This window comes from Microbacterium sp. K27 (assembly GCF_004794435.1).
Lineage (GTDB): Bacteria > Actinomycetota > Actinomycetes > Actinomycetales > Microbacteriaceae > Microbacterium > Microbacterium maritypicum_A.
This window is the reverse complement of the sequence record NZ_SSDK01000035.1, coordinates 138,180-152,818: the sequence shown is the minus strand read 5'-3', so window position 1 is coordinate 152,818 and position 14,639 is coordinate 138,180. Positions and strand designations below refer to the sequence as shown.

Annotated in this window: 12 protein-coding genes; 11 read left to right on the top strand and 1 reads right to left on the bottom strand. The window is 68.3% G+C overall.

All coding sequences use genetic code 11. The features are described from left to right. Nucleotides 1-5: 5 nt before the first annotated feature. Nucleotides 6-1,433 (bottom strand): CCA tRNA nucleotidyltransferase, encoded by a 1,428-nt coding sequence (locus DW307_RS06920; protein WP_136024368.1) that lies wholly within the window; start codon nt 1,431-1,433, stop codon nt 6-8. A 283-nt stretch (nt 1,434-1,716) separates the two neighbouring features. Between DW307_RS06920 and DW307_RS06915 the strand changes: the two genes are divergently transcribed. The 11 genes from DW307_RS06915 to DW307_RS06865 all read left to right on the top strand — a co-directional run bounded on the left by DW307_RS06915 (nt 1,717) and on the right by DW307_RS06865 (nt 14,620). After that, a complete protein-coding gene (locus tag DW307_RS06915; RefSeq protein ID WP_136024367.1) occupies nt 1,717-4,263 on the top strand; it encodes a purple acid phosphatase family protein in 2,547 nt (848 codons plus the stop codon). A 138-nt stretch (nt 4,264-4,401) separates the two neighbouring features. Continuing rightward, the gene (locus DW307_RS06910; RefSeq protein ID WP_136024366.1) at nt 4,402-5,043 is read left to right on the top strand and encodes a hypothetical protein; all 642 of its coding nucleotides are present in this window, start codon (nt 4,402-4,404) and stop codon (nt 5,041-5,043) included. A 98-nt stretch (nt 5,044-5,141) separates the two neighbouring features. After that, nucleotides 5,142-6,167 (top strand): Lrp/AsnC family transcriptional regulator, encoded by a 1,026-nt coding sequence (locus DW307_RS06905; protein WP_021201411.1) that lies wholly within the window; start codon nt 5,142-5,144, stop codon nt 6,165-6,167. Between the two features lie 115 nt (nt 6,168-6,282). Then, nucleotides 6,283-7,773, top strand: coding sequence for an aldehyde dehydrogenase family protein (locus DW307_RS06900; protein ID WP_136024365.1), 1,491 nt, complete (start codon nt 6,283-6,285; stop codon nt 7,771-7,773). Then, complete coding sequence (locus DW307_RS06895) at nt 7,770-8,528, top strand: gamma-glutamyl-gamma-aminobutyrate hydrolase family protein (protein ID WP_051668235.1); 759 nt, start codon at nt 7,770-7,772, stop codon at nt 8,526-8,528. Before DW307_RS06900 ends, DW307_RS06895 begins: the two co-directional genes overlap by 4 nt. Continuing rightward, complete coding sequence (locus DW307_RS06890; RefSeq protein WP_017829890.1) at nt 8,525-8,995, top strand: DUF3830 family protein; 471 nt, start codon at nt 8,525-8,527, stop codon at nt 8,993-8,995. Before DW307_RS06895 ends, DW307_RS06890 begins: the two co-directional genes overlap by 4 nt. 41 nt (nt 8,996-9,036) lie before the next feature. After that, complete coding sequence (locus tag DW307_RS06885; protein ID WP_021201408.1) at nt 9,037-10,116, top strand: extracellular solute-binding protein; 1,080 nt, start codon at nt 9,037-9,039, stop codon at nt 10,114-10,116. Further along, complete coding sequence (locus DW307_RS06880; RefSeq protein ID WP_021201407.1) at nt 10,113-10,940, top strand: ABC transporter permease; 828 nt, start codon at nt 10,113-10,115, stop codon at nt 10,938-10,940. Before DW307_RS06885 ends, DW307_RS06880 begins: the two co-directional genes overlap by 4 nt. Nucleotides 10,941-10,942: 2 nt before the next feature. Continuing rightward, nucleotides 10,943-11,743, top strand: a complete 801-nt coding sequence (locus tag DW307_RS06875) for an ABC transporter permease (protein WP_029268117.1) — start codon at nt 10,943-10,945, stop codon at nt 11,741-11,743. After that, nucleotides 11,743-12,786 carry an ABC transporter ATP-binding protein gene (locus DW307_RS06870; RefSeq protein ID WP_096359663.1) on the top strand — a complete coding sequence of 348 codons (1,044 nt, stop codon included), beginning with the start codon at nt 11,743-11,745 and terminating at the stop codon, nt 12,784-12,786. The genes DW307_RS06875 and DW307_RS06870 overlap by 1 nt, the downstream gene beginning before the upstream one ends. A gap of 67 nt (nt 12,787-12,853) precedes the next feature. Continuing rightward, entirely contained in the window at nt 12,854-14,620 is a 1,767-nt protein-coding gene (locus tag DW307_RS06865; RefSeq protein ID WP_029268121.1) for an alkaline phosphatase family protein, read from the top strand. Nucleotides 14,621-14,639 lie beyond the last annotated feature (19 nt).

Here is a 14,639-nt window from a genome sequence, read left to right as displayed (position 1 = left end):
ACAGGTCAGCCGCGGGCGGCCCACCACCCCCGAAGCCGCTGCTCGGCGACATCGGGGCCGAGCACGCCCTCGTCCAGGCGCAGGTCGAGGAGGAACCGGTACGCCTCGCCGACCTCGCGTCCGGGGCTGATGCCGAGCACCTGCTGGATGCGGTTGCCGTCGAGCTCCGGACGGATCGCGTCGAGCTCCTCCTGCTCGCGGAGTGCGGCGATGCGCGACTCGATGTCGTCGTAGGCGCTCGCGAGACGACCGGCCTTGCGCTTGTTCCGCGTGGTCACGTCGGCGCGGGTGAGGATGTGCAGGCGCTCCAGCAGATCGCCGGCATCGCGCACGTAGCGACGCACGGCCGCATCCGTCCAGGCGCCCTCGGCGTAGCCGAAGAAGCGCAGGTGCAGCTCGATGAGCGTGGCGACGGCGTTCGTGGTCTCGGTGTCGAAGCGCAGCGCCTGCAGCCGCTTGCGCGCCATGCGCGCCCCGACCACATCGTGGTGGTGGAACGTGACCACTCCCCCGGCCTCGAGCTTGCGGGTGCGCGGCTTGCCGATGTCGTGCAGGAGTGCCGCGATGCGCAGCGGCACGTCGGGCGCGGCGCCGGGGTGCCGGGAGTGCTCGAGCTCGATCGCCTGGGCGAGCACGGTGAGCGAGTGCTCGTAGACGTCCTTGTGGTGGTGGTGCTCGTCGACCTCGAGGCGCAGTTCGGTGACCTCGGGCAGGAACTCGTCGATCAGCCCGGTGTCGACCAGCACGCGGATCCCGCGCACCGGGTCGTCGGTCTGCATGAGGCGCACGAGCTCGGACTGGATGCGCTCCGGACTCACGATCTTCAGCGTCTCGCGGAGCTCGGCGATCGCCTCGGCCGTGGCCTCTTCGACGCGGAAGCCGAGCTGGGCGCTGAAGCGCGCGGCGCGCAGCATGCGCAAGGGGTCGTCGCCGAACGAGATCCGGGGGTCCGCCGGGGTGCGCAGAACACCCGCGATCAGATCTTCCACCCCACCGGTCGGGTCGATGAGCTTGACCGACGGCACCTGCAGGGCCATGGAGTTGACGGTGAAGTCGCGGCGCACGAGGTCGCCGTCGATCGTGTCGCCGAACTCCACCGTGGGCTTGCGGGTCACACCGTCGTAGCTGTCGGCACGATAGGTCGTGATCTCGACCTGTTCGCGCTGCACGCGCGCGCCGATCGTGCCGAACGCCCGGCCGATGTCCCACTGTGCGGTCGAGATCGGCGTGACGATGGTCAGGATCTCGTCGGGCGAGGCGTTGGTCGTGAAGTCGAGGTCATGGGTCGCGCGTCCGAGCAGCGCATCGCGCACCGGACCACCGACGACGGCCAGATCGAAGCCGGCCTCCTCGAACGCCGTCGCAAGGGTGCGGACGACCGGATTCTCGGCGAGCGCACCGAGACGGGCGAGGCCGTCAGCCATATTGAGCATGGGTTCCAGCGTACCGGGGTGAGCCGTTCGTGCCGGGGCAGTCTGCTGCCCCTGCCTCTTCTCCGAGCCCTTCTGCGAAAACCCAGACCGTCCGCCCGCGCGCCGGCGCGCCACCCCTCGACACGCCGGTCCCCGCGACGTCGGTCTCCGTTTCGGCCGAAGGAGCGTCGGTCGCGGAGTTCACCCGCCCTTCCCTTCGGGGTCAGACGCCGGTCATCCGTCTTCGATGGGGTGGAGGGGCCTCGTGCGGCTGAGCACGGAAACCCCACCTCGAAGGACTGACATGACCTCCCCCACCCCTGCGGTGCGGTGGCGGCGTCGCGGACTGACGTCCGTCGCGCTCCTCGCCCTGCTCGGCGGCGCCGTCGTCGCCCCCGCGGCTCTCGCCGCCCCCGACCCCGAGGTGCCGACGGGATCGCTGATCACCGGCGACACCTCCTGGCACTACCTCGACGACGGCTCCGACCCGTCTCCCGCACCGGCGGCGCTCCGCGACTGGACGCTGCCCGCCTATGACGACAGTGCATGGAAGACCGCTGCCGGCTCGTTCGGCGCGAAGGGCGGGAAGCTCGCACCGGTCGGTCCGCAGACGCCGAAGACCCTTCTGAACCACTACCTCGACGGCACGGCGGCCCCGACCGTCCCGACCTACTTCTTCCGCACGACCTTCGAGCTCGAAGCGGGCGTCGCCGAACAGGTCGCGGCCCTCCAGAGCACTATCACGTACGACGACGCGATCATCGTCTGGATCAACGGCGAAGAGGTCGCCCGCTACGTCGACGGCCGCATCACCGACACCACCAACGTCGAGTACGCGGGAGACGGCAACGGCGACCCGCTCACCAGCACGTTCAGCGCCGAAGGCGACCTGCTGCACGACGGCACCAACACGATCGCCGTCTCGCTGTTCCAGGACCGGGAGACCAGCTCCGACATCTTCTTCGACATGTCGTCGCTGACCCTGGTCAAGGCATCCGCCCCCGGCACCCCGGTCGTCGCACCGCCGACCCGCGTCATCCTCACCCCGACCGAGCAGCCTGCCGTCTCGCAGTCGTTCTCCTGGCTCGCCGGCGACGCCTCGCACACGGTCGGACAGGTCGAGATCGCGCCCTCGGCGGGCGGCGAGACCCGCATCGTCGACGCATATGACGCGGGTGTCGTGAACGGCAACCCGAACAAGCACTTCTCGGCCACCGTGACCGGCCTCACCGCCGCCACCGAGTACCGCTATCGCGTCGGCCTCCCGGGCAGCTGGAGCGACTGGTTCACCTTCCGCACCGCGGATCCGTCCGCGACCGACTTCCAGTTCATCTACTACGGCGACGCGCAGATCGGCCTCGACACCACGTGGCCGAGCGTCGTGAAGCAGGCGGAAGCCGCCGCGCCCCGGTCGATCGGCTCGGTGCACGCGGGTGACCTCATCAACACGTCGAGCAACGAGAACGAGTGGGTCAACTGGTTCAAGGGCATGAAGGACTCGGCCGTCCGCACCAACGTGATGGCCGCCCCTGGCAACCACGAATACTCGGGCGACAAGCTGCTCACGGCGTGGAAGGCCGCGTTCGAATACCCGCGCAACAACCCGTCGACGAGCTCGATCGGCGAGCTGGCCGACCTCGCCAAGGGCGACTCCGCCGTGGCGCAGCAGTACCGCGCGTTCTTCGACCACTGGAGCTCGTTCGCCGCCGAGACCGCGTACTACACCGACTACCAGGGCGTGCGTTTCATCACGCTGAACGCCACCCGCGACACGACCTTCCTCACCCCGGCCGGACTCCCGTCCTGCACGGGCACGGAGTGCCCGTCGTCCCAGATCGGCACGCTGTGGACCCGCTTCCAGGGCGCCTGGCTCGACCTGCTGCTGCAGAACAGCCCGTCGAAGTGGAACGTCGTCACGTTCCACCAGCCGGTGTTCTCGGCATCCGAGGGTCGCGACGAGCCGGTGTTGCGCGCCGAGTGGCTCCCGGTCTTCCAGCGCAACGACATCGACCTGGTGCTCATGGGCCACGACCACACCTACGCTCGCGGCTACGTGAACACCGATGCCACCGAGACCACCGGCCTCACCACCGGCCCGGTCTACGTCGTGTCGAACTCGGGCGCGAAGCACTACGACCTCGAGACCCCCGAGAAGAACGTCTGGACCAACAACGGCGCCACCCAGGTACTGCGTGGCCAGGGTGTCACCACGTACCAGGTCATCGACGTGTCGAAGAATCAGCTGGTCTACCGTTCGTACCTCGCCGAGAAGCAGCCGGGCGCGACCACCGACCTCCCCGTCGGCGCCGTCTACGACACGTTCACCGTGACGAAGTCGAATGCCGGGGAGAAGTGGGTCACCGAGGCCGGCGTCACGCCTCCGGTCACGCCGGAGCCCGAAGTTCCGGCCAAGGTCGAGCTCGGCGCGGCATCCGTGAAGGCCGGCGGCACGGTCACGGTATCGGGCAGCGGCTTCGCGGAGGGCGCGCAGCTGCGACTCGAGCTGCGGTCCGACCCGGTGCAGCTGGGCACCGCCACCGCCGGTGCGGACGGATCCTTCCAGCGCACGGTCACGATCCCGGCGAACACCCCGGCCGGCGGGCACACGCTCGCGGTGATCCTGCCCGACGGCACCGAAGTCACCGCGGCCCTCACCGTCGCAGCGGCAGCCGGTGGCGGAGCGGTGGCACCGGGCAACGGCGGCTCGACAGGCGGCGACCTCGCCACCACAGGTGCCGACAGCGCGCCGTACATCGTCGCAGCCGTCGTGCTCCTCGCCGCCGGCCTCGGCCTGTTCGCGATGCGCCGTCGTCGCCGTCACGCCGCGGTGGAGACGACCGAGGCGGAGTAGTCCGCACGAGAGGGTGCCGTGCCGTCTTCGGACAGGCCGGCACCCTCTTTCCCTGCACAGATATCCCATCGATAACGATGCGGATTCCGCTGCTCACGGGGAGCCATCCCCTCCTCCACACACCCCTACGCTCTGGACATGCGCCCTCACTCTCGCCTCATCCTCGCTTCGGCCACAGCCGCACTCCTGGGCCTCTCGCTCACCGCCTGCGCCCCGGCGAGCACAGTCGGCTCGGTGACGCCGTCATCGTCATCGTCGCCGGTCGCCTCTCCGTCCCCCACGCCTGCGGACCGGGTCGTCGAGATCTCGGTCGACGGCCTCTCGGTCGACGACGGCGCCGTGATCGCGTACGACGACCCTGACGGCGCTGTCGCCGCCCTCACCGACGCCTTCGGATCGGCTCCGACGGAAGGAACCGTCGAGGGCCCCTACGGCGCCGTGTACTCCGGATACGACTGGCAGGGCACGAAGGCGACGGTCCGCGAGACCCGTATCGACCTGGTCGTGTCGGCGGATGCCCCCGGTGTGATATTCCGCACCCCGGAGGGCATCGGCATCGGTTCCACGCGCGCCGAGGCGATGGCCGCAGGAGCGGTGGACGGCTGGGATGAAGACGGCGACGGCGTCGCCGACTACCTGAGCATCGGCGTGCGAGAGGTTCCCGGCACGTCATCCCTCGTGAATCCCGGAGAAGTCGGCGTGGAGTACATCGACCTCAAGATCACCGGCGATGTCGTGACCCGCCTCAGCAGCGGAGGCAACGACTTCAGCGACATCTGACGCGAATCCGGACGCTGTCGACAAGACTCCCCATCGCCTGACGGAACCGCCGACTGAGATAGCCTTCACCCGAGTCCGTCCCCGGTGAAGGAGAGCAAGTGTCCGCGAATGATGTGATCGCCGACGAGACCGATCGGATCGTCGCCGCGGCCCTGCAGGTGAACGGCCGCGCGTCGTGGGGCGAGATCGCTCGCGTGGTCGATCTGCCCGAGCGCACGGTCGCCCGTCGAGGCCAACGGCTGCTGGATCGAGGACTGGTCCGCGTCTCCACCTACGTCGACCCGGCCCGCGTCCTACACGCCCGCGCGGTGCTGTTCCGCATCACGACCGAGCCCCATGCGCTGTGGCACGTGGCACGCACGCTCGCGCGGCGGGCGGACGCGTCCTCGGTCTCGGTGCTCGAGGGCAGCAGCGACATCGCCGGAATGCTGCTCCCCCACGATGACGCCTCCATCCGCGAGCTGCTCTTCACCGACTTCCCCGAGCTCGACGGCATTGACTCGATCAATGTCACGACAGTGCTGAAGTTCTTCCGCTCGGGGCACGACTGGCGCGCGGGAGTGCTCACCGACGAGCAGGCGCGCATGCTCGACGAGTCGTCCGGATCCGAGGTCGACCCCGCCGATTCTCTGAGCACGGACGAAGAGGCGCTCATCCGGCTGCTGCTGAAGGACGGACGGATGCCGGTCGCTCAGCTTGCCCGATCGCTGGGACTGAACGTCACGACCACCCGGCGCCGGATGGAGTCCCTGAGCCGTCGCGGTCTGATGCATCCGCGGACCGAGGTCGTGCCGAGTCTGTTCGGGTTGGGACTGGAGGCGCTCGTCTGGCTCCGGGTGCCGATGGCGCGCCTCGAGAGAGTGGGAACCGCCCTGGCGGCAGCGCCCGAGGTGAAGTTCATCGCCGCGACCACCGGCACCTCGCAACTGCTCGCCAACGTGCTCGTGAAAGACGCCGACGAGTTCTACGAGTTCCTCACCGGGCCGGCCGTGGCGGGCCACGAAGGCCTCGAGGTCGTGGAGTCGCTGGTCGTCATCACGCCGGTGCTGCGTGGGTCGCTGATCGTGGATGAGGCACCCGAAGCACTGGCGAACGACATGCCCACCGGCGCCATCCGCCTATAGTCTGATTCTGTTACTGACATGTAACGAAATGGCGAGATCGTTCTTCAAAGCTTGACCTAGTGGCGAAATAGGGCAAGTATCCTCTCCAGGGCCATCACCCCTGGAGAGGACGACCGTGTTCACGGCAACGGGAGACAACTGGGCGGATCGCGCGGCGACGCTGCCCCTGCGCACGCGCTTGTTCATCGACGGTGCGTGGGAGGAGGGCTCGGCCGAGCCACTGACGCCGGTGAGCCCGCGCGACGGACGGACGCTCCCGCCGATCAGCGCAGCCTCGGTGGGCGATGTGGACCGTGCTGTGCGCTCGGCGCGCGCGGCATTCGACTCCGGGATCTGGTCGCGGATCGCTCCCCGCGAGCGTGGACAGCTGCTGATCGCGTTCGCCCAGAGGATCCACGACAACGCCGAAGAGCTCGCCCTCACCATCTCGCTCGAGATGGGCAAGCCCCTGCGCGAGGCGCTGCAGACCGAGCTCCGCGCCGTCGTGAACTGCTTCCGCTGGTACGGCGAGGCTGCGGACAAGGTCCTCGACGAGATGCCGGTCACCGCCCCGGGCAGCCTCGCGCTCGTCACCCGCGAACCGGCGGGAGTGGTCGCGGCCGTCGTGCCCTGGAACTTCCCCCTGACCATGACCGCCTGGAAGCTCGCCCCCGCTCTCGCGGTCGGCAACAGCGTGGTGCTCAAGCCCGCCGAGCACACCACCTTCTCGGCGCTCCGTCTGGCCGAGCTCGCACACGAGGCCGGGATCCCCTCCGGCGTCCTCAACGTCACACCCGGCACCGGCCAGGTCGCCGGCCGTGCTCTCGGCGAGCACCATGACGTCGACGTCGTCACCTTCACGGGCTCGCCCGAGGTCGGCCGCAAGTTCCTCGGCTATTCGGCGGCGTCGAACGGCAAGCGCGTCTGGCCGGAGCTCGGTGGCAAGACCGCCAGCCTGGTGCTGCCGGATGCCGACCTCGAGCGCGCGGTGCGGGCCACCGCCGACGGCTGCTTCTACAACCAGGGCCAGATGTGCACGGCCTCGTCGCGTCTGCTGGTTCCCCGCGCCCAGCGGGACCGTGCCCTCGAGATCGCCGCCGACGTCGCACGCACGACCCTTCCCGCCGACCCCTTCGAGGTCACGACCTCGATGGGCGCGATCGTCAGCGAGAGGCAGCTCGCGGGCATCGCCGGCTTCGTCGAGCGCGCCCAGACGGAAGGCGGCGAACTCGCGGCCGGCAGCCCCGAGCGGTTCCACGCCGTCGATGGTGGCAGCTACTTCGCCCCGGTCGTGCTCGGCGTCACTTCCCAGCACGAGGTCGCGCAGCGCGAGGTGTTCGGCCCCGTGCTCTCGGTCATCGCCTACGACGACGTCGAAGACGCCCTCGAGATCGCGAACGGCACCGAGTTCGGACTCGCCGCCGCGCTCTGGAGCACCGACCTCAACGCCGTGCACACCCTGTCTCGGCGCCTGCGCGCGGGCATCGTCTGGGTCAACTGCTTCGAGGAGGGCGACATGACGATCCCCTTCGGCGGGGTGAAGGGTTCCGGCTTCGGCCGCGACAAGAGCCTGCACGCGCTCGAGAAGTTCACCGATCTGAAGACGACCTGGATCGAGCTCTTATGACGCGCCCGTTCATCGGCATCACCACCTGGCGCCGGTTCATCGACACCGATCTCGGGGCCGGCCGCGCGGCGCACACCCTGGGCACGGAGTACGCCGCCCCCATCGAAGCGGCCGGCGGTGCCGTCGTTCTCCTCCCTCCGACGGCGAGCGTGGACGAGGTGCTCGACCGCCTCGACGGGCTGGTGCTCTCCGGCGGCGAAGACGTGCACCCCTCGCGCTACGGCGCCGAACCGCAGGAGGGGAAGAACTACGATCCCTCGCGCGACGGCTTCGAGATCGAACTCGCCCTCGGGGCACGCCGGCGCGGTATCCCCGTACTCGCGATCTGTCGCGGACTGCAGGTGAGCAACATCGCCTTCGGCGGGTCCCTCGTGATCGATATCCCGACCACGGAACACCACCAGCCGGTGCGCGCCGCCGACCAGCAGCTCGCCGCCCGGCATCCGATCGTCCTCGCGGACGGGAGCCGGCTCGCCGCCCTCTACGGCACGCGGGAGCGGATCGTGAACACCATCCATCACCAGTCGATCGACGTTCCCGCCCCCGGTGTCCACTCCGTCGCCTGGGCGCCGGACGGGATCGTCGAAGCCGTCGAGTCCGACGACGACTGGCCCTTCTGGGCAGTGCAGTGGCACCCCGAGAAGATGATCGACCCCGATGAGGCCGCAGAGGAGATGCCGCTGTTCACGGCGTTCGTCTCGGCCGCCCGCGAACGAGCAGCGGAACACCCCGCTGCGGAGAAAGGAACACGATGACCAAGCAGGTCTTCCTCGAGTACGAGAACGGCGTCCGCGCCGTCGCCACCCTGTTCGAGGACCTCGCCCCTCGCACGTGCGAGGCCATGTGGGGTGCGCTGGAGAAGCCGGTCACCATGCAGGCGATGCACGCGATGTATGCCGGACCGGAGGTCATGGTCGGGCTCCCCGAAGAGGCTCAGAACTTCGACCCCGAGAAGGTGCCGTTCGAGAACCAGCAGGTCGTGCCCGCACCGGGTGATCTGCAGTGGTACTGGCAGCGACCCATGCAGATGGGTGGGCTGCCGTTCGAGTGGTACGAGATCGGCGTCTTCTACGATCGTGGTGCCCGTACTCTCGGCCCGCTCGGATGGACACCCGTCAACATCTGGGGCGGCATCACCGAAGGACTCGCGGAGTTCGCCAAGGAGAGCGCGGCGATCCGCATCGACGGAGCCAAGCAGCTCACCATCGGACGCCTGGTCTAAGGCGTCGACTCAGTGCTGGACCCATCCCGAAGGAGCAGTGCATGAATACCCGAAGAATCCTCACCACCGGAGCGCTCGTCGCCACCGGAGCCCTCGTCCTCGCCGGCTGTGCTGCCGGTGACGACAGCGCATCGTCCGGCGACAAGGAGTTCGCCGGCGAGACCATCGTCGTCACGTCATTCGGCGGCGACTGGGAGAAGGCCTTCATCGAGGCCGTCGTCGATCCCTTCGAGGAGGAGACCGGGGCGAAGGTCGAGCTGATCACGCTGTACAGCGCCGACGCCCTCGCGCAGGTCACCGCCCAGAAGGCGAGCCCGCAGATCGACGTCGTGCATTTCTCCGGAGGGCAGGAGTTCACCGCGGCCGCAGACGGTCTCATCGCGCCGATCGCCGCCGACGAACTCTCCGAGACCGGCGACCTGATCGACCTGGCCACGGCCGGACTCGAACGGGGCGAAGGCCCGGTCATCCAGCTCGCGCCGATCGGGCTCGTGTACAACACCGAGGCGGATGCGCCGGCACCCACCTCGTGGTTGGATCTGTTCGACGAGGCCTACGCAGGGCACGTCGCCCTCACGGACTTCTCGAACACGTACGGCGTGCTCTCGATGCTCCGGGTCGCCGACGCGCTCGGTGGTGGCATCGACGACCCGTCGCAGGCGATCAGCGATCTCGGGGCCCTGGCTTCCTCGGGCGACGCGATCGTCGTCCCGACCTCGCCCGATCTGCAGACCGCCTTCGCCCAGCGCGACACGTGGCTCGCACCGTACGCGATGGACTACGCCGGGACGCTGCAGGACGCCGGCCTTCCGGTAGAGTTCATCGTCCCGGAAGAAGGCGTCACCGCCTCCCTCATCACGGCGAACGTGGTCGAGGGCCGGGACAACCCCGACCTCGCGAAGCTCTTCATCGATTTCGAACTGCGCCCCGAAGCACAGGCCGTCTTCGCGGAGAACATGCGGTACTCGCCGGTCAACACCAAGACCGAGCTCTCCGACGAGGCTGCGGACGCGGTGCTGACGGGTGACGAGCTCGAGACGGTCGTCGTCTACGCTCCGGGCGATGTCGCGGCTTCGCGACCGGCCTGGACCGATGAGTGGAATGCGCTGATCACCAAATGAGTGTGCGAACCCGTAGGGAGCCCTGGCTCCTGCTCCTGCCGGCGATCGTGCTGCTCGCGCTCGCCTTCATCACCCCGGTGGCTGGCATGCTCCTCATGAGCGTGCAATCGTCGGCAGGCGGGTTCACCCTCGACAACTTCACCCGGTTGTTCACGAGTGAGTATCACCTCCAGGCGGCGCTGCGCTCGCTCCGCCTGGGGGTGATCCAGACGGTGATCACCCTGCTCATCGCCATCCCGCTGTCCTACGTGATGGCGCGCGCCGGATCCAAGGTGCGCTCGTTCCTGCTGATCGTCGTGATCCTCCCGCTCATGACGAGCGTCGTCGTCCGCACGTTCGGGTGGGTGGTCCTGATGGGACCGTCAGGGCTCCTCATGAAGATCCCCGGTGCCGAGTTCCTCGTGAGCGGCACCCAAGGCTTCCTCGGAACCGAGACCGGTGTCGTGATCGCGATGGTGCAGGTTCTCCTCCCGTTCGCGGTGCTGAGCATCCTCGGCGTGATCTCGGGCATCCGGCCGCAACTGGAGGAGGCCGCACGCACCCTCGGCGCCGGATTCTGGCGCACACTGTGGCACGTCGTCCTCCCCCTCGCGATCCCCGGCATCGTCGCCGGAGCCTCGCTCGTCTTCGTCCTGTCGGTGAGCTCGTTCATCACCCCGCGCTTCATCGGCGGCGCGCAGATCCCGGTGTTCGCGCAGACGATCTACATCGATGCGACCACCAACCTCGACTGGTCGTTCGCGGCCGCGCAGGCCGTGCTGCTGTTCGCCGGGGTCATGCTCGTGCTCGCAGCGACGTCCCGACTCGGGAAGCAGAAGGTGTGACCATGGTCCGTTCCGTTCCGATCCTCGGCAGGGTCCTCGCCATCGTCCTCGGCGTCGTGGTGACGCTCTACATGCTCGTGCCGCTCATGGTCGTCGCCGGAGCCTCGATCGGCGAGAACCGCTTCCTGACCTTTCCCGGTCAGGGCTTCACGTTCGAGTGGTACGTCGAGGCGCTCACCTCCGACACGTATCTGGAGCCGTTTCGGCTGAGTCTGCTGGTCGGCATCACGGTCGCGATCGTCGCCGCAGCCATCGGCACCGCAGCCGCTCTCGCCCTCACCCGCTTCAAGGTCCCCGGCGGTGCCGCCATCCAGGGGCTGCTGATGTCGCCGCTGACGATCCCCACGATCATCCTCGCCATCGGCGCACTGTCCATCTCCTCACTCACGATCGGGTCGCCGAATGTGGGTGTCCTGATCGCGATCCACGTCGTGATCGCGATCCCCTATGTCATGCGCACCGTCACAGGTGTCATGACCAGGGCCGACCACTTCACGGAAGAGGCGGCACGCACCCTGGGCGCCAGCACCTGGAACCGCTACCGCCTGGTGGTGCTCCCCATCGCCCGCCCCGGCATCGCCGCCGGCGCGTTCTTCGCCTTCAACATCTCGTTCGACGATGCGGTCATCGCCCTCTTCCTGCGTACTCCGCAGCTCGAGACCCTGCCCATCGCCATCTACGGCCAGCTGGAGTTCAGCACGTCGCCCACCGTGGCCGCCGTCTCGACTCTCATGGTCCTGCTCACCGTCGTCCTCATGATCGTGCTCGAACGCATCATCGGCCTGGGAAGGTTGTTCGTCTGATGACAACACTCACCATCACTGCTCTCACCAAGGACTTCAAAGGGACGAAGGTGCTCAAGGGCATCGACATCTCGATGCGTTCGGGGGAGTTCGTCTCCTTGCTCGGGCCCTCGGGGTGCGGCAAGACCACGCTCCTGCGCTGCATCGCGGGCCTCGAGTCGCCCAGCGGCGGCACGATCGAGATCGCAGGCCAGGATGTGACCGGGCTCCCGCCCGAGAAGCGCCACCTCGGCATGATGTTCCAGAGCTACGCGCTGTTCCCGCACATGAGCGTCGTCGAGAACGTGCGCTTCGGTCTGCGCATGTCGGGCGAGAAGACCAAGGCCGAGCAGAAGGAACTCGCCGTCCGTGCGCTCGAGCGCGTGCAGATGGGCCACCTGGCCGATCGGATGCCGGCACAGCTGTCGGGCGGACAGCAGCAGCGCGTCGCCCTGGCCCGTGCCATCGCGTTCGAGCCGCGCGTACTGCTGCTCGACGAGCCGCTGTCGAACCTCGACGCCCGCCTACGGGAGGACATGCAGGTCGAGCTGAAGGAACTGCACCGCACGCTCGGCCTGACCACCGTGTTCGTCACCCACGACCAGGAGGAGGCGATGAGCCTCTCGGACCGCATCGTCCTCATGAACGCAGGTGTGATCGAGCAGGAGGGTGCACCGGCCGAGCTCTACGGAGCACCGCGCACTCCCTTCGCCGCCGACTTCATCGGTGCGGCGAACCTGCTGCCTGCGACCCGTTCCGGCGCCGTGGCGACATTGGATGGCACCGCGATCCAGGTGCCGATGACCGGCGCGGGCCCCGATGGCGCCGGCGAGGTGGTGCTCCGCCAGGAGGATCTGCGGCTCTCCCCGACGATCGGAGGCGACGCTCCGGTACGTGTCGAGGTCGTCACCCATGTCTACCGAGGCGCCGACGTCGTCTACATCGTCGAGCTCGCGGGAAAGCGGATGCGCGTCGTGCGTCCGCGGCACGAGGCGCCGATCCCCGAGGGTGCGGCCGGTCTCGGCTGGCGAGAGGGTGCCGTGCTCTGGATCGCCGCGGCCTGACGGACAGATCCGCTCCTCGTCGGAGGGCGCCCTCCGACGAGGAGCGGCACCGTCGTAGGATCGCGGCATGGCCGACGAAGACTCCCCCTCCCCCGACGCCCCCCGCGATGCCTCCCGCCGAGGCTTCTTCAAGGTGGGCGGCGCCGCCCTCGCCGGCGCGGTGGTCGGCGGTGTCGGCGGCGCGGCCATCGGAGCCTCCATCGCCGGTAACGGTCGCGACGGTTTCGCGGCGGATCCTGATCCGTTCGCTGCCCTCACGCCGCGCAGCGAACCCGGTTTCGATCACCTCGTCGTCGTGATGGGCGAGAACCGCTCCTTCGACAACCTGCTCGGGTACCTGTACTCGAAGGAGAACCTCCCGGCGGGCGAGACGTTCGAGGGTCTGGAATTCGGCTCCTACAGCAACACCGCCTCCGACGGCACGGTCGTCGACGCGCACGTGTACGAGGGCGACACCGACCGGATCATGAGTCTTCCCGACCCGGACCCGGGCGAGGAGTACCCGCACGTCAACACGCAGATCTTCGGCACGGTCGATCCTCCGACGAACGCCGACCTCTTCGTCGACGAGATGACCGCGCCCTTCAACGCCCCGACGCGCGGCGAGAAGGCCACGATGTCGGGTTTCCTCGAGGACTACATCATCAACTTCCGACGCCTGCGCAAGGGTGTGGATCCCCGGCCCGACGAAGCCGCGCACATCATGGGCTCGTTCTCTCCCGAGATGCTGCCGGTGCTGTCGACGCTCGCCTCGGAATTCGCGGTGTTCGACCACTGGTACGCCGGAGTGCCCTCGCAGACCTTCTGCAACCGTTCGTTCTTCCACGCCTCCACGTCTCACGGTTTCGTGACCAACCAGGCCGGAGGCGGCTACCGGAAGTGGTTGGATGCGCCGGCAGCGCCCACGGTGTTCAACCGGCTCGAAGACAAGAAGGTGAGCTGGAAGATCTACATCGACAAGCTCCAGCTCGTCTCGTTCACCGGCATGCTGCATGCGGCGGTGCTGGAGAAGTACTGGCGCACCGATCATTTCGGAACGATGGAGGACTTCTACGCCGAGGCGAAGGACGGCACGCTCCCCGCATACGCCTTCATCGAGCCGCGGATGGTTTACGACCACAACGACTTCCACCCTCCTTTCGGTTCCCCCCGCGAGAGCGAGGTCGACGGTGAGGCCGTGTTCGACAGTGCGATCTCTGACGTGCGTGCCGGAGACCGCCTCATCCACGACATCTACGAGGCGGTGCGCACGAGCGCTTCCCCGAAGGGCTCCAACGCCGTCAACACCCTGCTGCTCATCACCTTCGACGAGCACGGCGGGTGCTACGACCACGTGCCGCCGCCCGCCGTGACGAAGCCGACGCCCGAGACCGGTCCGGGTGAGATGGGCTTCACCTTCGATCGGCTCGGGTGCCGGGTGCCGGCCATCGCCGTCTCGGCCTATACCAAGCGCGGCAGCATCATCCATGACGAGATGCATCACGGATCCGTGACCGCGACCCTCTCGCGCCTGCACGGCCTGACGCCCCTCAACGACCGGGATGAGTCGGCGAACACTCTGCTGAACGTCGTCAACCTCGACAAGCCGCGGCATCCGTCCGACTGGCCGGTGACCACCCCGGCCTACACGCCGCCCAACCCGGAGGACACGGCACCACAGCCCGGAGAGAAGGATCAGCTGAAGCCTCTCACGCCGCCCGCACGCGGTCTGCTCGGCCTGCTCCTCGCGCGCTACGGGAAGCCTGGTGAGCAGGAGCCGGAGACCTTCGCCGACGCGTACAAGCTGCTGCACGAGCACGGCGAGGAGCTGTTCGGTCCGCCGAGCGGGAACTGATCGTGGCTCTACTCGTACG